The 19,765-nt window shown below is 73.8% G+C and carries 18 protein-coding genes; 14 read left to right on the top strand and 4 right to left on the bottom strand.

Annotated elements, in window-relative coordinates:
• Positions 1-49: 49 nt before the first annotated feature.
• Positions 50-391, top strand: coding sequence for a YnfA family protein (locus tag ACTFTM_RS16870; protein ID WP_449561427.1), 342 nt, complete (start codon positions 50-52; stop codon positions 389-391).
• Between the two features lie 275 nt (positions 392-666).
• Positions 667-1,596, top strand: a complete 930-nt coding sequence (locus tag ACTFTM_RS16865; protein WP_449561426.1) for a polysaccharide deacetylase family protein — start codon at positions 667-669, stop codon at positions 1,594-1,596.
• A 25-nt stretch (positions 1,597-1,621) separates the two neighbouring features.
• Here the strand turns inward: ACTFTM_RS16865 and ACTFTM_RS16860 are convergent, their stop codons facing one another.
• Positions 1,622-3,013, bottom strand: a complete 1,392-nt coding sequence (locus ACTFTM_RS16860) for a KamA family radical SAM protein (protein WP_449561425.1) — start codon at positions 3,011-3,013, stop codon at positions 1,622-1,624.
• Between the two features lie 141 nt (positions 3,014-3,154).
• Between ACTFTM_RS16860 and kdd the strand changes: the two genes are divergently transcribed.
• From kdd to ACTFTM_RS16815, 9 genes are all read left to right on the top strand, one after another.
• Entirely contained in the window at positions 3,155-4,216 is a 1,062-nt protein-coding gene (kdd, locus tag ACTFTM_RS16855; protein WP_449561424.1) for an L-erythro-3,5-diaminohexanoate dehydrogenase, read from the top strand.
• Positions 4,217-4,220: 4 nt separating this feature from the next.
• A complete protein-coding gene (locus ACTFTM_RS16850; protein ID WP_449561423.1) occupies positions 4,221-5,786 on the top strand; it encodes an amidohydrolase in 1,566 nt (521 codons plus the stop codon).
• 22 nt (positions 5,787-5,808) lie between these two features.
• The gene (gene kamD, locus ACTFTM_RS16845) at positions 5,809-7,365 is read left to right on the top strand and encodes a lysine 5,6-aminomutase subunit alpha (protein WP_449561422.1); all 1,557 of its coding nucleotides are present in this window, start codon (positions 5,809-5,811) and stop codon (positions 7,363-7,365) included.
• Positions 7,362-8,144, top strand: coding sequence for a lysine 5,6-aminomutase subunit beta (gene kamE / locus ACTFTM_RS16840; protein WP_449561421.1), 783 nt, complete (start codon positions 7,362-7,364; stop codon positions 8,142-8,144). The genes kamD and kamE overlap by 4 nt, the downstream gene beginning before the upstream one ends.
• Complete coding sequence (gene kal / locus ACTFTM_RS16835; RefSeq protein ID WP_449561420.1) at positions 8,141-8,551, top strand: 3-aminobutyryl-CoA ammonia lyase; 411 nt, start codon at positions 8,141-8,143, stop codon at positions 8,549-8,551. Before kamE ends, kal begins: the two co-directional genes overlap by 4 nt.
• A gap of 100 nt (positions 8,552-8,651) precedes the next feature.
• The gene (locus ACTFTM_RS16830) at positions 8,652-9,989 is read left to right on the top strand and encodes a glutamate mutase L (RefSeq protein ID WP_449561419.1); all 1,338 of its coding nucleotides are present in this window, start codon (positions 8,652-8,654) and stop codon (positions 9,987-9,989) included.
• 556 nt (positions 9,990-10,545) lie between these two features.
• Positions 10,546-12,156: an apolipoprotein N-acyltransferase gene (lnt, locus tag ACTFTM_RS16825; RefSeq protein ID WP_449566658.1), complete on the top strand. Its 1,611-nt coding sequence runs from the start codon at positions 10,546-10,548 to the stop codon at positions 12,154-12,156.
• 34 nt (positions 12,157-12,190) lie between these two features.
• Positions 12,191-13,000 (top strand): polyprenol monophosphomannose synthase, encoded by an 810-nt coding sequence (locus tag ACTFTM_RS16820; protein WP_449561418.1) that lies wholly within the window; start codon positions 12,191-12,193, stop codon positions 12,998-13,000.
• Positions 13,001-13,062: 62 nt separating this feature from the next.
• Entirely contained in the window at positions 13,063-13,587 is a 525-nt protein-coding gene (locus ACTFTM_RS16815) for an FxsA family protein (RefSeq protein WP_449561417.1), read from the top strand.
• Between the two features lie 70 nt (positions 13,588-13,657).
• Here ACTFTM_RS16815 and ACTFTM_RS16810 read toward each other — a convergent pair whose 3' ends face one another.
• From ACTFTM_RS16810 to ACTFTM_RS16800, 3 genes are all read right to left on the bottom strand, one after another.
• Complete coding sequence (locus tag ACTFTM_RS16810) at positions 13,658-13,999, bottom strand: RNA polymerase-binding protein RbpA (protein ID WP_046564157.1); 342 nt, start codon at positions 13,997-13,999, stop codon at positions 13,658-13,660.
• A gap of 237 nt (positions 14,000-14,236) precedes the next feature.
• Positions 14,237-15,424, bottom strand: a complete 1,188-nt coding sequence (locus tag ACTFTM_RS16805) for a hypothetical protein (RefSeq protein WP_449561416.1) — start codon at positions 15,422-15,424, stop codon at positions 14,237-14,239.
• Positions 15,425-15,450: 26 nt separating this feature from the next.
• Entirely contained in the window at positions 15,451-16,803 is a 1,353-nt protein-coding gene (locus tag ACTFTM_RS16800; protein ID WP_449561415.1) for an MFS transporter, read from the bottom strand.
• Between the two features lie 57 nt (positions 16,804-16,860).
• Between ACTFTM_RS16800 and ACTFTM_RS16795 the strand changes: the two genes are divergently transcribed.
• The 3 genes from ACTFTM_RS16795 to ACTFTM_RS16785 are packed head-to-tail and all read left to right on the top strand — an operon-like array spanning position 16,861 to position 19,683.
• Positions 16,861-17,505: a TetR/AcrR family transcriptional regulator gene (locus ACTFTM_RS16795; RefSeq protein ID WP_449561414.1), complete on the top strand. Its 645-nt coding sequence runs from the start codon at positions 16,861-16,863 to the stop codon at positions 17,503-17,505.
• Between the two features lie 58 nt (positions 17,506-17,563).
• A complete protein-coding gene (locus ACTFTM_RS16790) occupies positions 17,564-18,865 on the top strand; it encodes a flavin-containing monooxygenase (protein WP_449561413.1) in 1,302 nt (433 codons plus the stop codon).
• Positions 18,862-19,683, top strand: coding sequence for an SDR family NAD(P)-dependent oxidoreductase (locus ACTFTM_RS16785; RefSeq protein WP_449561412.1), 822 nt, complete (start codon positions 18,862-18,864; stop codon positions 19,681-19,683). Before ACTFTM_RS16790 ends, ACTFTM_RS16785 begins: the two co-directional genes overlap by 4 nt.
• Positions 19,684-19,765: the final 82 nt, after the last annotated feature.

The raw sequence follows: 19,765 nt of genomic DNA, 5'->3' as shown, positions 1-19,765 counted from the left end.
CAGATGCTCCTCGGGGACCCCACGCGCGCGGACCGTTAGGGTCGGCGGCGTGACCGTGCTTCGTTCCCTGGTGTTGTTCGCGCTGGCCGCCCTGGCCGAGATCGGGGGCGCCTGGCTCGTCTGGCAGGGCTGGCGTGAGCAGCGCGGCCTGTGGTGGATCGCCGCCGGGGTGGTCGCCCTGGGCTGTTACGGCTTCGTGGCCACGTTCCAGCCGGACGCGAACTTCGGTCGCATCCTTGCCGCGTACGGCGGGGTCTTCGTGGCGGGCTCGCTGGGCTGGGCGATGCTTGTCGACGGCTTCCGCCCGGACCGCTGGGACCTGATCGGCGCAGCACTGTGCCTACTAGGCGTGGCAGTCATCATGTACGCCCCCCGCACCCCCACGCCGTAGCCCCTCGCGCCCCTCCACGCCGTCGATCATGGAGTCGTGGTGGGGACAAAGCACCCGCGAGACCCCGAATAAGGCACCACAAGTCCATGATCGACGGCTGGAGGGCTCCTGGCGCGTCGATCTTGCACTTTCTGTTGTGGCATAAGGGGTATTCCGCCTGTTCCGGCGACCGGAAGTGCAAGATCGGCGCACGTTGGGCGGGGCGGTGAGACGTGCTCGCTTCTGCGATGATGCGGCGCGTGATGGGAGCTCGGCTTCGCTTCTTCTGGTGTGGCTTGCTGGTTCTGGTGGCCGCGCTTGGCGGTGGCGGGTGTGCGGCGTCGCGGGTTCCGCCACCGGAGCGGCCGGTGTTCGTCGGCTCCTCCGCCGCGCCGTCGGTGTCGCCGGCCGCGCCCGTGACCAGCGCCGCCACACCGACAGGTGTCCCGACGGCCGCGGTTCCCCGGCCCACGGGTCCGACGGCGGCCGCGCCGACGACGGGGACTCCGACACCGGGGGTGCCGAGCGTTCCCGGGGCGTCGACGGTGGGGGTCCGAGCGCCGGTGGTCAACCACGGGCCGCGGGCCGGAAACCGGGTCGCGCTGACGTTCGACGCGGACATGACCGACGGGATGCTGGCCAACCTGCGCAGTGGCAGGGTGCGGTCGTACGCGAACCTGCGGATCCTCGACCTGCTGGAGCGGGAGCAGGTGCCGGCGACGTTCTTCCTGACCGGCAAGTGGGTGCAGCGGTACCCGGAGGTGACCCGGCGGATCGCCGGTAATCCGCGCTTCGAGTTGGCGAACCACACCTACGGGCACGCGGCGTTCACGGCGAACTGTTACGACCTGCCCCGGCTGCCGGTCGACGAGCTGGCCGCCGATGTGGCGAAGACATTCGAGGTGATCGCGCCGTACGGGGGTCGGCAGACCCGGTACTTCCGCTTTCCGGGGTTGTGCCACGACGCGGCGACGTTGGACGCCCTCGCGCCGTTGGGTGTGACGGTGGTGGACGGGGACGTGGTCAGCGGTGATCCGTTCGCGAAGGCGTGGAAGCCGCTGGTGCGGGCGGTGCTGGACCACGTCCGTCCGGGCTCGGTGGTGATCATGCATGTGACGGAGGCGAACGCGGCGATGACCGACGAGGCGTTGCCGCACATCCTGGCCGGGTTACGCGAGCGTGGGTTGACGCCGGCGCCGTTGTCGGAGGTGTTGGCCGCCGGTTGAGTGGGCGGCCAACACCTCGGGTGGGTCAGTCGTCGCGGTGGTCGGTCCACCACTGCTGGCCGTCGGCGGGCAGGGTGTCGATCGGGTCGTAGTAGGCGTAGCGCTTGTTGAGCGCCTCCAGGTCGGCGGACTCGATGGAGGTGCGGTAGTTCTTGGTCCAGTAGGAGATGCCGCGCTCACGGTCGTAGTCGGTGAGCATGTGGACCCAGCGCTTGCCGACGAAGGGGACGTCGCAGACGATGCGCGGGGTGGCGTACCCGGGCAGGTAGCCCATGATGTCGTGCTGGAGTTGTTGGGCGTGCCAGACGGGGACCCGCCAGTGCTCGGCGTTGGGGATCATGTCGCACATGTAGAAGTAGTACGGCAGGATGCCCGCTTCGCCTTGCAGGGCGAAGCAGAGGTCGAGCAGTTCCGGGGTGGTGGCGTTGACGCCGCGCATGAGGACGCCCTGGTTGCGGACGTCGCGGACGCCGACGTCGAGGGCGGTCTGGGCGGCCTTGGCGACCAGTGGGGTGAGCGACTGGGCGTGGTTGACGTGGGTGTGGATGGCGAGGTTGACGCCGCGGCGGGCGGCGGTGCGGGCGACCCGTTCGAGGCCCTCGACGACGTCGGGCTGGAGCCAGTGTTGGGGGAGGCCCATGAGGGCCTTGGTGGCGAGGCGGATGTCGCGGACGGTCTCGATGTCGAGCAGTCGCATGAGGTACGACTCGAGGTTGCGCCAGGGGACGTTGGCGACGTCGCCGCCGGAGACGACGACGTCGCGTACGCCGGGGTGGGTCTTGAGGTAGGCGATGTGGGCGTCGTAGCGGTCGACGGGCTTGAGGGTGAGTTTGAGCTTGTCGACGGCGGGGGTGGAGTTGCCGACGAGGTCCATGCGGGTGCAGTGCCCGCAGTACTGCGGGCAGGTGGAGAGCAGTTCGGCGAGGACCTTGGTGGGGTAGCGGTGGGTGAGGCCTTCGGCGACCCACATGTCGTGCTCGTGGAGGCTGTCGCGGCTGGCGTAGGGGTGTGAGGGCCAGTCGGTGCGCCGGTCGGAGGCGACGGGGATCATGTAGCGGCGGATGGGGTCGGCGAGCAGCGCCTCGGTGCTCATCGGCTCGTGCGGCACCATCGTGTTGATCATTTGTGGCGGCACCAGCATGGACATGGTGGCCAGGGCCTTCTGGTCGGCTTCCAGGTCGGCGTAGAAGCTCTCGTCGACGAGGTCGCCGAGGACGGTGCGCAGCTGCTTGATGTTCTTGACGCAGTTGACCCGCTGCCACTGGGCGCTTTCCCACTGGTCGCGGGTGACGTGGCGCCAGCCGGGGAAGCGGGTCCAGTCGGGTTCGACGAGGGGGCGGCGGTGGTATTCGTACGGCTGCCCGGCGGTCGGTGTGGCGACCGGGGCGTGACGGGGTTGGGGGATGGTCTGGGTCACGGCCCCTCCTCGGTGGTGCGGCTGATCATCGAAGCTCGAAGGCTACTGGAAAATATTCGGCAAAGAAATTAGTCTGCCGTAAGTTTTCCCGTTACGCGAGCCCTGGTCGGGGCTTCGAGCGGCTTGGCAGGGGAGGTCGGCGTGACGTCACCGGTGGGTCTGCACCGCGTCGTGCAACCGGCGGGGGTGCTGCCGCAGGCGGCGTGGCGCCTGGACGCGTCGAGGGAGATAGCGCCGAACGAGGTGCGGATCCGGGTGCAGCGCCTGAACCTGGACGCGGCGAGCTTCCGGCAGCTGTCGGAGAAGCACGGCGGGAACGGTGACGCGGTGCGCGCCGAGGTGCTGGAGATCATTTCCACGCGGGGCAAGATGCAGAACCCGGTGACCGGCTCGGGTGGGATGTTGATCGGCGTCGTCGAGGAGGCGGGTCGGCGTTCCCCGCTGGGGCTCAAGGCCGGTGAGCGGGTCGCCACGCTGGTGTCGTTGACGCTCACGCCGCTGGTGATCACCGACGGGTTGGCCCGCTGGGACGGGCGCAGCGAGCAGGTGCCGTGTGACGGGTGGGCGATCCTGTTCGCGCGGTCGATCGCGGCGGTGCTGCCGGAGGACGAGGATCCGCAGCTGTCCCTCGCGGTGCTGGACGTGTGCGGGGCGCCGGCGCTGACGGCGCGGGTGGTGGCGCGTCACGTCGAGGACCGCCGGCGTGCCGGTGATCCGACGCCGGTGAGCGTGGCCGTGATCGGTGGCGCGGGCAAGAGTGGGTCGCTGTCCCTGGCCGCGGCGCGGCGTGCGGGCGCCGCCCGTACCGTCGGCGTTGTTCCGGTGGCGGCGGAGCGTGACGCGCTGACGGCGGCCGGGCTGGCGTCGGTGGTGGCGGTGGCCGACGCGCGGGATCCGGTGGGTCTGTCCACGGCGGTGACGACGGCGTTGGGTACGCCGGCGGACGTGACGGTGGTCTGCGTGGACGTGCCGGGCTGTGAGCACGGTGCGATCCTGGCGACCGCGGACGGCGGCACGGTGATCTTCTTCTCGATGGCGACGAGCTTCTCGGCGGCGGCGTTGGGCGCGGAGGGGCTGGCGGCGGACGTGACGATGCTGGTCGGCAACGGGTACGTGCCGGGGCACGCGGAGTTGGCGTTGGGGTTGCTGCGTGCCGAGCCGGGGGTGCGCCGGCTTTTCGCGGCGCGGATCGCGGCAGACTGAGGTCATGACGAACCCCTCGACGTTGTACCGCGGCGGCGTGTTGCACTGTCCGGCGAATCCGAGCGCGACCGCGCTGCTGGTGTCCGGTGGGCGGATCACCTGGTTGGGCACCGACGGTGACGCGCCGCCGGCGGACCGGGTGGTGGACCTGGGCGGGGCGCTGGTGACGCCGGCGTTCGTGGACGCGCACGTGCACGCCACGGACACCGGGTTGGCGTTGTCCGGGCTGGAGTTGTCCGGGGTGCGCTCGGCGGCGCAGTTGCTGGACGCGGTGGCGGCCTTCGCGGCGGGCCTGCCGGCGGACGCGGTGGTGCTGGGGCACGGCTGGGACGAGTCGGGTTGGTCGGATGCGACGCTGCCGGACGCGGCGGCGTTGGACCGGGCCGCCGGTGGCCGCCGGGTGTATCTGTCGCAGGCGTCGATCCATTCGGCGTTGGTGTCGTCGTCGCTGCTGGCCGCGTGCCCGCAGGTGGTGGACGCGCCCGGCTACGACTCCTCAGGTTGGCTGCGGCGGGACGCGCATCACGTGGTGCGGGCGGCGGCGCAGGGGTCGGTGACGCGGGCGCAGCGGGTGGCGGCGCAGCGGGTGGCGCTCGGGCACGCGGCGTCGCTGGGTATCGCCGCGGTGCACGAGTGCGGCGGTCCGGAGATCTCCGACGAGGAGGACTTCACGGGCCTGCTGGGGATCTCGGGCGCGGGGCTGCCGGAGGTGTACGGGTACTGGGGTGAGTTGGGCGGCGCGGCGCGGGCCCGGGAGTTGGGTGCGGTGGGCGCCGGCGGGGATCTGTTCGCCGACGGGGCGTTGGGGTCGCGCACGGCGCACGTGTCGCAGCCGTACGGCGACGGCGACGGGTGTGGTCACGGCTACCTGACGGTCGAGCAGGTGCGTGATCACCTCGTGGACTGCGCGGCGCACGGCCTGCAGGGCGGGTTCCACGCGATCGGTGACGCGGCGATCGGCACGGTCCTGGACGGGTTCGCGGCGGCGGCGGCGACGCTGGGGTTGGAGCGGCTGCGGGCGGCCCGGCACCGCGTCGAGCACGCCGAGATCATGAGCCGGCGGATGATCGCGCGGTTCGTGGAGTACGGGATCGTGGCGAGCATGCAGCCGGCGTTCGACCGGTTGTGGGGTGGCGCGGGCCGGATGTACGAGGCGCGTCTGGGCCTCGCGCGGTCGTTGGAGTCGAACCCGATGGGCGCGATGCACTCGGTGGGTGTGGCGTTGGCGTTCGGGTCGGATTCGCCGGTGACGCCGCTGGACCCGTGGGGGTCGGTGCGGGCGGCTGCGGCGCATCACAATCCGGCGCAGCGGATGAGTGTGCGGGCCGCGTTCGCGGCGCACACCCGCGGCGGGTGGCGGGCGGTGCACCTGGACGTCGAGGGTGTCCTGGCGCTGGGCGCGCCGGCGACGTTCGCGGTGTGGTCGACGCCGGCCGGTGCGGAGCGGGGCCTGCCGGTGCTGCTGGCGGAGGATCCGGACCTGCGCGGCCCGGACGACCCGACGCCGCTGCCGGTGTGCCGGCGGTTGGTGTTGCGCGGCGAGGTCATCTATGAGGAAGGGTCGTCGTGAGCGAGCAGATGAGCGGTGTGACGTGACCGGGAAGCTTGATCTTGATCCGGTGTTGGTGGCGCGGGCGCGGGAGTTGGCGCGTCGGGCCGGGCAGCCGGTGGTCGACCTGGCGCGCAGCCACACGACGGTGTCGGTGGAGCGGGCGGTGCTGCGCCTGGCCGGGGTGACGGGCGCCGACCCGGACGGCATTCCGTGGGTGAACCGGCTCGTCGACGCGGTCGTCGCGGACGTCGGCCTGGGGCACGGGGTGGCGGCGCCGGTGTTCGACGCGCTGGTGCGCGAGGGCAGCGCCGACGTGACGTTGCTGGCCCAGAAGGCCGCCGCCGGGTCGGTGCGGTTCGGCGTGCCGTCGGGCCGGGCGGCCACGGCCGCCCGGTCGGCGGCCCGCAAGGCGGTGGGCGCGGGCATCCGGCGTATCGACCGGCGGCGCGTCGAGCGGGAACGCCTCGTCAAGCGGCACGGCGACCCGGCGCAGCGGCCGTGGATCTACCTGATCGTGGCCACGGGCGACATCTACGAGGACATCCCGCAGGCGCAGGCGGCGGCCCGGGCGGGCGCGGACGTCATCGCGGTGATCCGGTCGACGGGCCAGTCGTTGCTGGACTACGTGCCCGAGGGCGCGACGCGCGAGGGGTTCGCCGGCACGTACGCCACGCAGGAGAACTTCCGACTGATGCGGGCGGCGTTGGACGCGTCGTCGAAGGAGTTGGGCCGCTACGTGCGGCTGACGAACTACGCGTCGGGGTTGTGCATGCCGGAGATGGCGACCCTGGCCGGGCTGGAACGCCTCGACATGATGCTCAACGACTCGATGTACGGGATCCTGTTCCGCGACATCAACCCGGTGCGCACATTCGTCGACCAGCGGTTCTCCCGGCAGGTCCACGCCCGGGCGGGGATCATCATCAACACCGGTGAGGACAACTACCTGACCACCGCCGACGCCGTCGACGAGGCGCACACGGTGACGGTGTCGCAGTTGCTCAACGAGTTCTTCGCCCACGAGGCGGGGCTGGCGGACTGGCAGTTGGGGCTGGGGCACGCGTTCGAGATCAACCCGGAGGTGCCGGAGTCGTTCCGCCTGGAGTTGGCGCACGCCCTGCTGGCGCGGGAGTTGTTCCCCGACGCGCCGCTGAAGTGGATGCCGCCGACCAAGCACATGACCGGTGACGTGTTCCGGGGCAACCTGCTCGACGGGTTCTTCAACCTGGCCGGGACGCTGACCGGTCAGGGCATCCTGCTGGTGGGGATGATGACCGAGGCGGTGGTGACGCCGTGGCTGTCCGACCGGGACATCGCCCTGCAGAACGTGCGGTACGTCCTCGGCGCGGCCGGTGGGCTGCACGAGGATTTCGTTCCGGCGGCCGGGGGGTTCATCCGTCGCCGCGCCAACCAGGTGCTCGGTGAGGCCCTGGACCTGCTGGAGCGCATCGGGGAGCAGACGCTGCTCACCGCGATCGCCGAGGGCACCTTCGGGATCATGAAGCGGCCTGCGGACCGGGGCAAGGGCCTCGACGGTGTCGCCGCGCACGAGGCCGACTACTACAACCCGGCCACGCACATCCTGGAGGCGGCGTGAGCGAGCGAACCGGCCCGCACAGCGGTGGCGGGAGTAGGCAGATCGTGCGCCCGTACGGGGACACCACCGGCGACGGCATGGTGCAGGTGTCGTTCACGCTGCCGGTGCCGCACGACAAGCGGGCCGAGGGCGCGGCGGTGCAGTTGGCCACCAAGATGGGCATCGACCCGGCGATGGTGGTGCACGCCAAACCGATGGGCGACGGGTTCACGTTCTTCGTCGTGTACGGGCGGGTCAACCACCTGGTCGACGTGGGTGCCGTGCAGGTGGTGGAGCGGGACTTCCCGCTGCTGTCGGCCAAGGACGTCAACACGGTGGTCAAGCAGCGGCTGCGGCGCAAGCTGTCCGTGGTCGGCGCGTGCATCGGCACCGACGCGCACACCGTGGGCATCGACGCGATCCTCAACGTCAAGGGCATCGCGGGGGAGAAGGGCCTGGAGTACTACCGGGAGCTGAAGGTCACCAACCTGGGCGCGCAGGTCAGCGTCCCGGAGCTGGTCGAGGCGGCCCGGCGTGAACGCGCCGACGCGGTGCTCGTGTCGCAGGTCGTCACGCAACGCGACGCGCACCTGCACAACACGCGGGAGATGTCGGCGGCGTTCCGGGAGGCCATGCCGGCGGGCAGGCGGCCCCTGCTGATCGTCGGCGGTCCCCGCTTCGACGAGACGATGACCGACGAGCTGGGCGTCGACCGGATCTTCGGTCGGGGCACCACGCCCGGCGAGGTGGCCAGCTACCTGGTACACGCCCTGATCACGCGACGGAAGGCGGACGCATGACCGACGACGCACGGCTCGGGTTGACGGTGACGCACCGGCGGTACGTGCCGTACGCGCACGCCCACTACGCCGGGAACCTCGTCGACGGCGCGTACGCGCTGGGACTGTTCGGTGACGTCGCGACCGAGGTGTGCATCCGCACCGACGGCGACGAGGGCCTGTTCGCCGGGTACGCCGACGTGCGGTTCGCCGCGCCGATCCGCGCCGGTGACGTGGTCGAGGTGACGGCGCGGGTGTCCCGGGTGGGCAGCCGCAGCCGCACCCTGGAGTTGAGCTGCGCGGTGGTGTGCCGGGGCCGCCCGGACCGCTCCGAGTCCGCCGCCGAGGTCCTCGACCCGCCGATCGTCGCGGTGACCGCGACCGGCACCGTGGTCGTACCCGCGTCGTCAGTGAGCCGCGAGGAGTGAGCCGGGGTTGCGAGCCCCGCAGTCGCGAACAGGGCAGACACAGTGAGCCGCGAGGAGTGAGCCGGGGTTGCGAGCCCCGCAGTCGCGAACAGGGAAACTCATGACCCTCGCGGTCTGCGCGGACGTCGGCTCGACGTACACCAAGGCGGCCGTGGTGGACCTGGCCGCCGGTGTCCTGGTGGGCGCGGCGGCCGCGCCCACCACGGTGGGCAGTGACGTGCTGCGCGGCCTGGACGCCGCGGTCACGGCGGCTACCGCCGGGCTCGGGCTGCGTGACGTGCCGTGGTACGTCTGCTCGTCGGCCGGCGGTGGGCTGCGGCTGGCCGTCATCGGCTACGAGGCCCTCGTCACCGCGCAGGCGGGCCGGCGGGTCGGGTTGTCCGCCGGCGCGCACGTGGTGCACACCGCCGCCGGGCGGCTCGACGCGGCGGCCCTGGTCGCGTTGCGGGCGGCCCGCCCGGACGTGGTGCTGCTGGTGGGGGGCACCGACGGCGGCGACGCCGACACGATCCGCCACAACGCGACCAGGCTGGCCCGCGCCCGCTGGCGCACACCGCTCGTCCTGGCCGGCAACGCGGACGTCCGCGCCGAGTTGACCGCGCTGCTGGCGGACGCCGGGGTGCCGGTGAGCGGTGCGGACAACGTGCTGCCGCGCATCGGGGTCCTCGCGCCGGCGTCGGCGCGGGCGGCGATCCGGGCGGTGTTCCTGCGGCACGTCATCGGTGGTAAACGACTGTCCCGGGGCACCCGTTTCGCGCGGCTGGTACGGGCGGCCACGCCCGACGCGGTCCTGACCGGGGTGGAGGTGCTGGCCGACACCATCGGCGGTGACCTGGCCGTCGTCGACGTGGGTGGGGCCACCACCGACGTGTACTCGGTGCTCACCCCCGACGAGCGGGCCACCGGGCCGGGCCGGGAGGTCGCCGGCAGCCTGTGGCGTGCCCGCACCGTCGAGGGTGACCTCGGCATGCGGTGGAGCGCCCCGGGCGTCGTGCGCGCCGCCGTCGAGGAGCGGCTGCTCGCCGACGCCGACGCCGACGACCTCGCCGACGCCGCAGCCCGGCGGGCGGCCGACCCGGCGTTCCTGGCCGCCGATGATGTCGAGCGGGCCGTGGACGCGCGGATCGCCACCCTGGCGGCGACGGTGGCGCTGCGCCGGCACGCCCGTGGTGTCGCCACCGGCGAGCGGACCGGGCGGGACCTGCGGGACGTGCGGCTGCTGGTGGGCTCCGGTGGGGTGCTGCGGCACGCGCCCGCCGACGCGTCGGGGCGGGTGCTGGCGGCGGTCCTGGCCGACCACGCGGGCGGGTGGGCGTTGCCGCGCGCCGCCCGCGCGGTCGTGGACGTCGACTACGTGCTGGCCGCCGGAGGGCTCCTCGCCGAGGAGCACCGGAGCGCGGCCGAGGCGCTGTTGCGCCACCATCTGTGCCCGCAGTGAGACACACCGATTCGACACGCCGTGGCGCAACACACGACAGGCCGGGGTGGGTTGACAGAGGACGGGGTGCAGCACGTACCGTCTTTGAGTCCTACCACGGGAGGCGGCTGTTGTTCGCTTCGTCCCTTCGTCCGCTGGCCGAGCGACATGTTTCAGCGTCATCGTCGCGGCGGCCAGGTCCAGCGGGCGGGGGTCGGCGGGGCGGCGCGAACCGGCCGCGATTACCGGTGTACGGGCAGGGTGAGGTGCACGGCCAGTAGACAACGGCCCGGCGGGGGCAGCCAGTCAACCGCCTGGTCGGTCCGAAGGTCGGCGTGCCCCATCCTCGCCCCACCGGCCGGGAAGGGCCTGGGAGCATCGGGGCGCGGCGCAAGCCGCGCCCCGATTTCATGTCCGCTCGACGTCGCTCCCCACCTCCGCGCCGATCTTGCGGTTGCTGTCGCCGGTCCGGGTGGGTATACCCCCATTGGTCTGCGCAGAAAGTGCAAGATCGCGGAGCGGGGGCACGGCCGGGTAGCCTTCGGCGGGTGATCGAGGTGAAGCTGCGGTGACGACCCTGGACCGGGACGAGAGCCACGTCCCCACGGTGACCGGTGCGCCGGTCGTCGCCGGTCGGCCGGTGCCGCTGCGCGTGGCCGCGCCGATGGCCGTGGTCGCCGGGTTGGCCCTGCTGCTGGCGTTCCCGCCGTACGGGGTGTGGCCCCTCGCGCCCGTCGGCGTGGCCCTGCTGGCCGCCGCCGCACACCGACGACGGTTGCGCGCCGGCGCCGGCCTGGGCTTCCTCACCGGGGTGGCGCTGTTCGCGCCCATGCTGGCCTGGACGAACCTGCACACCGGTTACCTGCCGTGGGTGCTGCTGTCGCTGTTGCAGGCCGGATACCTGGCGCTGCTCGGCGCCGGCACCGCCTGGGTGTCCCCGCTGGCCGACCGGGGCCCCTGGCAGTGGCCGGCGCTGACCGGGCTGCTGTGGGTGGGGCAGGAGGCGCTGCGCGACCGGACCCCGTTCGGCGGTTTCCCGTGGGGTCGTCTCGCGTTCAGCCAGGACGACTCGCCGCTGTTGCGCCTGGCCGCCCTCGGCGGCGCGCCGCTGGTCACCTTCGCCGTGGCCCTCGTCGGTGGTCTGCTCGTCGCCGCCGTCTGGCGGGGCTGGGCGGCCCGTCACGACGCCCGGCCCGAGTGGTGGCTGGCGGCGGCCGCGCCGACCGCCGTTGTCGTGGCCGTGGGCGCGGTGAGCCTGCTGGTGCCCGTCGCCGCCGCGGGCGGCGGCAGGGAAGTGACCGTCGCCATCGTGCAGGGCAACGTGCCGCGCCTCGGGTTGGACTTCAACGCGCAGCGCCAGGCCGTGCTCAACAACCACGTCGACGCCACCCTGGAGTTGGCCGCGCGGGTCGCCTCCGGCGCGCAGCGGCAACCCGACCTGGTGGTGTGGCCGGAGAACTCCAGCGACATCGACCCGCTGCGTAACCCGACCGCCGGCGCCCGCATCGCGCAGGCCGCCGACACCATCCGCGCTCCCATCCTGGTCGGCGCGGTGCTGCTCGGGCCCGGCCCCGGGCAGGTCCGCAACGCGGGCATCCTGTGGCGGCCCGACACCGGTGCGGACATGACGCAGCTCTACACCAAACGGCATCCCGTGCCGTTCGCCGAATATGTGCCGTTGCGGGACATCGCGCGCAGGGTGAGCGACAAGGTCGACCTGATCCGCAGTGACTTCGTACCCGGCAGCACCCCGGGCGTGGTACGCGCCGGCCCGGCGACGCTCGGCGACGTGATCTGCTTCGAGGTCGCCTACGACGAGGTGGTGCGCGACACGGTCACCGGCGGCGCGCAACTGCTGGTGGTGCAGACCAACAACGCCACCTTCAACGAGGCGGAGGCCCGCCAACAGTTGGCCATGGTGCGGCTGCGGGCCGTCGAGCACGGCCGCCCGGCGCTGATGGCCTCCACGGTCGGCGTGTCCGGGTTCGTCGCCCCCGACGGGCGGGTAAGCGATGCCACCGGGTTCAACACCCGGGAGGTCGTGGTGCGGCAGCTACGGCTCGACAGCGGGCGCACTCTCGCCACCCGCCTCGGCTGGTGGCCGGAGCTGGCCCTGGCCGGACTGGCCGTGGCCGCCCTGGTCGGCGCGGGTGTGCTGCGCCGCCGCCAGCGCGTCCTGCCCGGATAGCAGCAGCCGGTACGCCGGCGGGAGCGGAGGAACCGTGATCCAGGCGACCGATACGATCCGGCGTCCGGACGAGGTGCCCGGCGTGGGTCGGGTCCTCGTGGTGATCCCCACCTACAACGAGGCCGACAACGTCGCGGCGATCGTGGGGCGGGTCCGCCGGGCCGCCCCCACCGTGAGCATCCTCATCGCCGACGACAACAGCCCCGACGGCACCGGCGCGATCGCCGACGCCCTCGCCGACGGCGACCCGCACGTGCAGGTGCTGCACCGCAGGGGCAAGGAGGGGCTCGGGGCCGCGTACCTGGCCGGATTCGGGTGGGCGCGCGAGCGCGGCTACCACGCGGTGGTGGAGATGGACGCCGACGGCTCCCACGCACCCGAGGACCTGCCGGGGCTGCTGGAGGCCGCCCGCGACGCCGACGTGGTGATCGGGTCGCGGTGGACCAGCGGCGCGCGGGTGGTGAACTGGCCGCTGCGGCGGCTGCTGCTGTCGCGCGGCGGCAACCTGTACGCGCGCCTCGCGCTGGGTATGCCCGTCTCCGACGCGACCGGCGGCTACCGGGTGTACCGGACCAGCGCCCTGGACGCCATCGACCTGGAGTCGGTGACCTCGCAGGGGTACTCGTTCCAGGTTGAGCTGTCGCGGCTGGCGCACCGGGCCGGGGTGCGGATCGTGGAGGTGCCCATCACGTTCGCCGAGCGGGAACGCGGCGACAGCAAGATGAGCCCGCGCATCGTCGCCGAGGCGCTGTGGCGGATCACCAGGTGGGGTGTGCAGGACCGGCGGCAGGCCGTACGCCGCAGCCTCAACGGCACCCCCACCGGTCAGGTGCGGTGGCCGTGAGCGCGGGCGTGTCATGCTGGATGGGCGGTTCGTGTCGTGCCGCGGGATGGCGATGAGGTGAGATGCGCCGAGGACTGAGGTTCGTGCCGCTGGCCCTGCTACTCACGGTGGTGCTGGAGCTGGCGGTGTTCGTCGTCGTGGGCCGGGCGGTGGGGTTCGGCGCGGCGGTGCTGCTGGTGTTCGCCGCCTCCCTGCTGGGGCTGGTGCTGCTGCGCCGCGAGGGAATGCGCGCCTGGCGGGGGTTCCGCACGGCCGCGCAAGCCGGGCAGCCACCGGGACGGCAGGTGACCGACGGGCTCGTCGGGTTGGCCGGCGCCCTGTTGCTGGCGATACCCGGGCTGGTCAGCGGTCTGGTCGGGTTGTTGCTGATGGTGCCGCCGGTGCGCCGGTTGGCCCGCGCCGGGGTGCAGCGCGTCGCCGAGCGGCGGGTGTCGTCGATGGTGGCCGGTGACCTGTTCGGGCCGCGTACGGTGCGGGTGCGTCAGGGCGCGCCGCAGCCGCCCCCACGACCGCAGCCGGAGCAGCCGGTGGTCGTCGACGGTGGCCGGGCCATCGAGGGTGAGATCGTCGAGCCGGGCCGCCACTGAGCCCACACAGGCACACGACGGCGCCCCCGGGGTTTATCCCGGGGGCGCCGTGTCGTGCGGGTGGTGCGGCTCAGGCGCGGCCGCGGCGGGTACGAACCTCCTGGAGCCGCTCGGCGAGGATGTCCTCGAGCTCGGCGATCGAACGCCGTTCCAGCAGCATGTCCCAGTGGGTACGCGGCGGCTTGGCCTTCTTCTGCTCCGGCTCGCTGCCGTCGACGAGTCGGGCGACGCTGCCGTCGAACTTGCACTCCCAGGTCGTCGGGACCTCGGCGTCGACGGCGAACGGCACCTCGAACTGGTGGCCCTTGGCGCACAGGTACTCGCGGGTCTGACGCGGCGCGAGCTCCGTGTTGCGGTCGGATTCGTAGCTGACCGCGCCCAGGCGGCTTCCGCGCAGCATACGCTCGCCCATGATCGACTTCCCCTCGTTCGTGGTGCTGGTCTTCTGGGTGTAACGGCGCGTTCCCGTCGCCCCATTCCCGCCCGAGGGCGTGAGGCGTCCACGGGCGGGCCGGGACCAAGGGTAGCCGGCCACGACCGGGACGCCACGGCGGTGGCGTGTCGTGACCGCCACCGGGAATGTTAGGGCGTGTCAAAGCCCCCGGTCGAGCCGAGGACTTTGACACACGCCCTAACCGCCCGGGGGCCGTCAAGGTTGCGGCGACGTCGCATCCGGGTCGGAAGCGCCGGCGGCGGCGGGGGCGGCCGTGCCCAGGCGGGCCAGGGCCAGCGCCAGGTCGCTGACCTGGTCACCGAGCTGCGCCACCCGTCGCTGGGCCACGTCCCGGTCGGCCTCGGCGGCGTCGAGCCGTACCGTCAGGGCCGTGAGCCGGCCCTCGGCGGCGGCCGCGGCCTGCCGGGCGGCGGTCAGCTCGGCGGCGAGAGCGTCGCGCTGCTCGGTCGCGGCGGTCAGCTGCGCGCGGAGCCGGGCGGCCGTCTCGGCGGCCTCCTGCCGGGCGTCGTCGGCCTCGGCGGCGACGGCCTGGGCACGGTCGCGGGCCCGTTCGGCCTGCTCCCCGGCCCGGGCGGAGTCCGCGGCCTCGGCGCGGGTCCGCGTGGCGTCGGCGCGGGCCTGGTCGATCTGGCGGCGTACGTCCTGCGCCTCGGCCTGCCACCGTGCGGCCCGCTCGCCGGCCTCCGCGGCGTCCCGCGTGGCCCGTTCGGCGTCGGCGCGCGCCGTGTCCCGCTCGACGGTCAGGTCGGCCGCGCGCTGCCGTTCGGTGTCGCGCTCGGCCCGCAGGTCGCGTACCTCGGCGCGGGCCTGGTCGCGGTCGCGTTCGGCCTGGGCGCGCAGCGCCTCGGCGGCGCTGGCGTCGTGGCGGGCCTGGTCGCGGGCGGCCTCTGCCCGCTGGGCGCGCTGGTCGGCCGCGTCGGCGCGGTGTACGGCGGCCTCGGCACGTCGGGTGGAGTCGTCGGCCTCGGCGCGGGCCGTGCGGGCCTGCTCGCGGGCGCGCGCCGCGTCGGCCGACGCGGTCTCGGCGTCGTCGCGGGCCTCGTCGCGTTCGGTCTGCGCGGCCGCGACCTCGGTGGCGGCCTCCGCGCGGGCCTGCGCGAGTTGCCGCTGCACTCCCACCGGGGACAGCTCGGCGTGCAGCGCCTCGGTCAACGTCTCGACGATCTGGTCGAGGCGGTCCACCGCCTCCCAGGTGCGGGCCACCTGTCCGGGCAGGCCGGGGGCGTTGCGGTGGCGCATCCGGCTGTTGCGCGAGGCGCGTTGGCAGGCGCCGTCGTTGTCGCGGCAGTAGCGGAACGGCCGGCCCGCGCCGACGCGCTGCGGAACCGGCTGTCCACAGTGGGCGCAGGGGCGGGTTTCGGTGGGGGTGAGCGGGGCGTCCATCGAGGGCGAAGTCTAGTGCCGGCCGCTCAGGTCGCCGCCCGGGCCGTCGCGTCCAGGGTGTAGCGGCGTTGCAGCAGCAGGGCGGCGAGCATCGCCGCCGCCGGCAGCAGCCCGAAGCCGTAGCGGACCGCCGCGAGCGCCGCGTCGGGCTGCGCCGGTGACTCACCGGCGCTCGACGCCACGAAACCACCCACGGCCAGGCAGAGGGCGTACGCGTAGGGGCCCAGGGCGGCGCCGGTGGCCTCGGTGGCCGTCCACACCCCGGTGTACGTGCCGGCTCCGGTGGTGTCCCGGGCCGCGCGGATGACGTCCGGCAGCATCGAGAAGGGCAGCAGTTGCATGCCGGCGAACGCCACCCCGAGCACCGCCACCGCGCCGACGAGCACCGGCAGGCCGGCCGGGCGGCCCACCGCCAGCACCAGCGACCCGGCCGCGAACGCGCCCTGCGCGCCGAGCAGCGCCCGCTGCTTGCCGATCCGGCGGGCCACCGCCAGCCAGGCGGGGGTGACCAGCAGCGCCGGGGCGACGAACGCGGCCACCAGCACCGTGGTCAGGGCGGGGGCGCGCAGCTCGTACTCCGCGTAGTAGGGCACCCCGGCCAGGACCAGGTGGGTGGTGGTGGACATGGCCAGGTAGGCGGCGACCAGCGGGCGGAACTGCTTGTCGCGCAGGGCGGTGCGCAGCGCTCGCCAGCCGCCGTGGCTCGGCGCGGTGCTTGCCGACGCGACGCCGCGCAGCCGGGCGATGCCGGCCACGCCGACGAGCATGGCGGCCAGCATCGCGACGGCCAGGACCAGGGCCATGCGCTGGTAGCCGCCCCGGGTCGCGGTGTCGCCGCCGGTCAGCAGCGGGGCCAGCAGGCCGGAGGCCAGGATGCCGAGGGTCAGCACGACCATCCGGAACGCCATCAGCCGGGTGCGTTCGTCGTAGCCGATGCGCAGGTCGGCGGGGGTGGCCAGGTAGGGAACCTGGTAGGCGGCGAAGAGCAGGTTGCCGGCGACGAAGAGCACCGCCACCCAGGCGGCGGCCGGCGCGCCGGTCAGGCCGCCGGGCACCGCGAACAGCGCGGCGAACGCGACCGGCAGGGCGCAGCCGAGCAGCAGCAGCCGTCGTCGGTCGCCCCGGCGGGCCTGTTCGACGTCGGCGCGGTGCCCGACCCAGGGGTGCAGCAGCACGTCGGCGACCTTCGGCAGCAGCAGCGCCAGGCCGGCCAGCCACGGCCCGACGGCCAGCACGTCGGTGAGGAAGTAGAGCAGCAGCAGGCCGGGAACGGTCACCCAGACGCCCATGCCGAGCGAGCCGGCGGCGAACCCGGCCAGCGGGCCGCGGGGCAGCGTCGCGTCGGTGGCGGCCGCGGGCCGCCGGTCGAGCCCGGTCATCGCCGCATCCTCTCCGCAATCCAACAGTTGCTGGATTCTAGGGGCAGAATGGCGGCCATGACCATGCCCCGACGCCGTCCGGGTCGCCCCCGGCGCGACGAGAGAAGACCGACCCGCGAGGTGGTGCTCACCGCCGCGACCGCGCTGTTCGCCGAGCGTGGCTTCGACGCCGTCGGGCTGCGGGAGGTCGCCGCCGCCGCCGGGGTCGACGTCGCCACGGTCGCCCACCACACGGGTACGAAGGCGGCGCTCTACGAGGCGTGTTTCGCGCGGGTCTTCGCCGTCGAGCGGCAGGTGCTCACCGAGGCCGCCGAGCGGGCCCGTACGGCCCTGGACGCCGGCCCGCACGCGGCCCGACGGGCGTTGCACGACCTGGTCGACGTGTTCGTGGACTTCCTCCAGGACCACCCGGAGACCACCGCGCTGTGGCTGCGACGCTGGTTGGAGCCGCAGCGGCACGCCGAACTGGACCGGCGCTACGCCGAGCCGCTCTACCGGCTGGTGGCGGACCTGCTGACCGCCGCGGCGGCGGCCGGCGCGCTGGCCGAGCCGACCCCGCACATCACCGTACGCAGCCTGGTCTGGGCCACGCACGGACACGTCGTGGCGTTGGCCGCGGGCGCCCCGGCGGCCCGGGAACGCCGTGAGTTCCGGGCGTTCGTGCACCGCTTCCTCACCGCGTTGTACGGACCGACGGGTTGACGGGCCGCCGCCGCCCGACGATTATCCATCGGACGTTGGATTATGCGGGGGAGCGGCGATGCGGGCAGAACCCAGGGTTGCGGTGATCGGCGCCGGAGCGGCCGGACTCGCCGCCGTCAAGGCACTACGCGACGCCGCCGTCCCCGTGGTCTGCTTCGAGGCCACCGACCAGGTCGGCGGCCTCTGGGTGTACGGGGCGCCCGACTCGCCCGCGTACCGAACGCTGCACCTGAACACCAGCCGTGGCCGTACCGAGTTCGCCGACCACCCGATGCCCGCCGACTGGCCCGACTACCCGGACCACATGCGGGTCGCCGGCTACCTGGCCGACTACGCCGACCGCTTCGGGCTGCGCGACGCCATCCGCCTGCACCACACCGTCAACCAGGTCACCCGCCGACCCGACGGCACCTGGACGGTCACGGCCAGCGGGCCGGACGGGCCGGTCGAGGTCACCGTGGAGGCCGTGGTCGTCGCCAACGGCCACAATCGGGTGCCACGACTGCCCGAACCGCCGTACCCCGGCGTCAGCACCGCCGAGCAGATCCACAGCCACGACTACCGTGGACCCGAGCAGTTGGCCGGCCGGCGCGTCCTGGTCGTCGGCGGCGGCAACTCGGCGATGGACATCGCGGTGGACGCCTCGTACGCCGCCGAGCGGACCCTGTTGTCGCTGCGCCGAGGGGTCTGGGTGGTGCCCAAGCACCTGCTGGGCCGCCCCTCGGACACCCTCAACGGCGCGCTGGCCCGCCGGCTCCCGTGGCGGCTGCGCCAACGCATCAGCCAGACCATGCTCGCCGCCGCCGTCGGCAACCCCGCCCGCTACGGCCTGCCCGCGCCGACGCACGGCTTCCTGCAGGACCATCCGACGCTCTCGGACGGCCTGCTGTCCCGCCTCGCCCACGGCGACGTCGAGGCCCGCCCCGGTGTCGCCGCCCTCGACGGCGACCGGGTCCAGTTCACCGACGGCCGCGCCGAGCACGTCGACCTGATCGTGTGGTGCACCGGCTACCGGGTGGAGATCGGGTTCCTGCCGGCCGAGCTGCTGGGCGGCGGCGCCGACACCCTGGCGTTGTACCGGCACGTGTTCCACCCCGAGGCCCCCGGCCTGATGTTCGTCGGACTCATGCAGTCCACCGGCTCGGCGTTCCCGCTGGTCGAGGCGCAGGCGAAGTTGATCGCCGCGCAGCTCGCCGGCCGCTACGCCCTGCCCGACCCGGCTCGGCAGCGGGCCGCCTGCCGGGCCGAGCTGCGGGCGGCGACGGCGCGCTGGGGTCACCGCCGACCGGCGATGCGGGTGGACTTCGACGTGTACCTGGCCGAGCTGACCCGGGAGCTGAAGACCGGGGCACGCCGGTGACGGCTCTGACCGGACGGCGGGTCCTCGTCACCGGCGCGAGCGGCACCTTCGGCCGGCACCTCGGCGTCGCGCTGCGCGCCGGCGGGGCCCGGGTGGTGGGACTCGACCTGCACGCCGGTGAGGACGACGACCTGCCGGTGCTCGGCTGCGACCTGACCGACCCGGCCGCCGTCCCCGCCGCCGTGCGGGAGGCCGTCACCCGGCTCGGAGGGCTCGACCTGCTGATCAACAACGCCGGGGTGGGCGGTCCGGCCCCGGCCGAGCTGCCGCCCGACGAGGTGGTCCGCCAGCAGTTGGAGGTCAACCTGCTGGCCGCCTGGCGCACCACCGCGGCCGCCTTGCCGGCCCTGCTCGACGCGCGCGGGCGGGTGATCTTCGTGGCCAGCCGGATGGCGGTGCTGCCGCTGCCCCTGGCCGCCGCGTACGGGGTCAGCAAACGCGCCCTCGTCGCGTACGCCGACGCGCTGCGCCACGAGGTGGGCACCCACGTCGGCGTGAGCGTCGTCTACCCGAGCATGGTCGCCTCACCGATCCACGACAGCACCGCCGAGGCGGGCCTGTCGCTGCGCGGAGTGTCCCGCCCCGAGCCCGTCGAGGGTGTCGTCGCGGCGATCCTGCGCGCCGCCACCGCCCGCCGGGCGCCCCGGGATGTGGCGACCACCCGACGCGGCCGGCTGGAGATGGCCGTCGGCCGGCACGCTCCCGCGCTGGCCGACCGGCTGGTACGCCGTACCCTCGCGGCGCGGATCGCCGCCGGCGACCTGGACGCCGCGCCGCTGGCCGCGGGGATGCTCCGCCGTCACCGCGACCCCGGCTGAGCGGGAATGGCCGGCGGCCCGGCGACGCTGATCGGTTGCAGCGCGCTGTCGCCCGAGGCGGCGCGTTACGGTGGGCCAGGGG

The organism is Micromonospora sp. RB23 (genome assembly GCF_053585025.1).
The sequence above is the reverse complement of the archived record's forward strand: the minus strand, read 5'-3'. Positions and strand labels throughout refer to the sequence as shown.

What these genes read in the sequence shown, in the direction of transcription:
- ACTFTM_RS16790 (WP_449561413.1), top strand. Translation starts at nt 17,564, where the DNA reads ATGCGGGCAGAACCCAGGGTTGCGGTGATCGGCGCCGGAGCGGCCGGA.
- ACTFTM_RS16830 (WP_449561419.1), top strand. Translation starts at nt 8,652, where the DNA reads ATGACCCTCGCGGTCTGCGCGGACGTCGGCTCGACGTACACCAAGGCG.
- ACTFTM_RS16815 (WP_449561417.1), top strand. Translation starts at nt 13,063, where the DNA reads ATGCGCCGAGGACTGAGGTTCGTGCCGCTGGCCCTGCTACTCACGGTG.
- ACTFTM_RS16805 (WP_449561416.1), bottom strand. Translation starts at nt 15,424, where the DNA reads ATGGACGCCCCGCTCACCCCCACCGAAACCCGCCCCTGCGCCCACTGT.
- ACTFTM_RS16795 (WP_449561414.1), top strand. Translation starts at nt 16,861, where the DNA reads ATGACCATGCCCCGACGCCGTCCGGGTCGCCCCCGGCGCGACGAGAGA.
- kal (WP_449561420.1), top strand. Translation starts at nt 8,141, where the DNA reads ATGACCGACGACGCACGGCTCGGGTTGACGGTGACGCACCGGCGGTAC.
- ACTFTM_RS16810 (WP_046564157.1), bottom strand. Translation starts at nt 13,999, where the DNA reads ATGGGCGAGCGTATGCTGCGCGGAAGCCGCCTGGGCGCGGTCAGCTAC.
- ACTFTM_RS16800 (WP_449561415.1), bottom strand. Translation starts at nt 16,803, where the DNA reads ATGACCGGGCTCGACCGGCGGCCCGCGGCCGCCACCGACGCGACGCTG.
- ACTFTM_RS16850 (WP_449561423.1), top strand. Translation starts at nt 4,221, where the DNA reads ATGACGAACCCCTCGACGTTGTACCGCGGCGGCGTGTTGCACTGTCCG.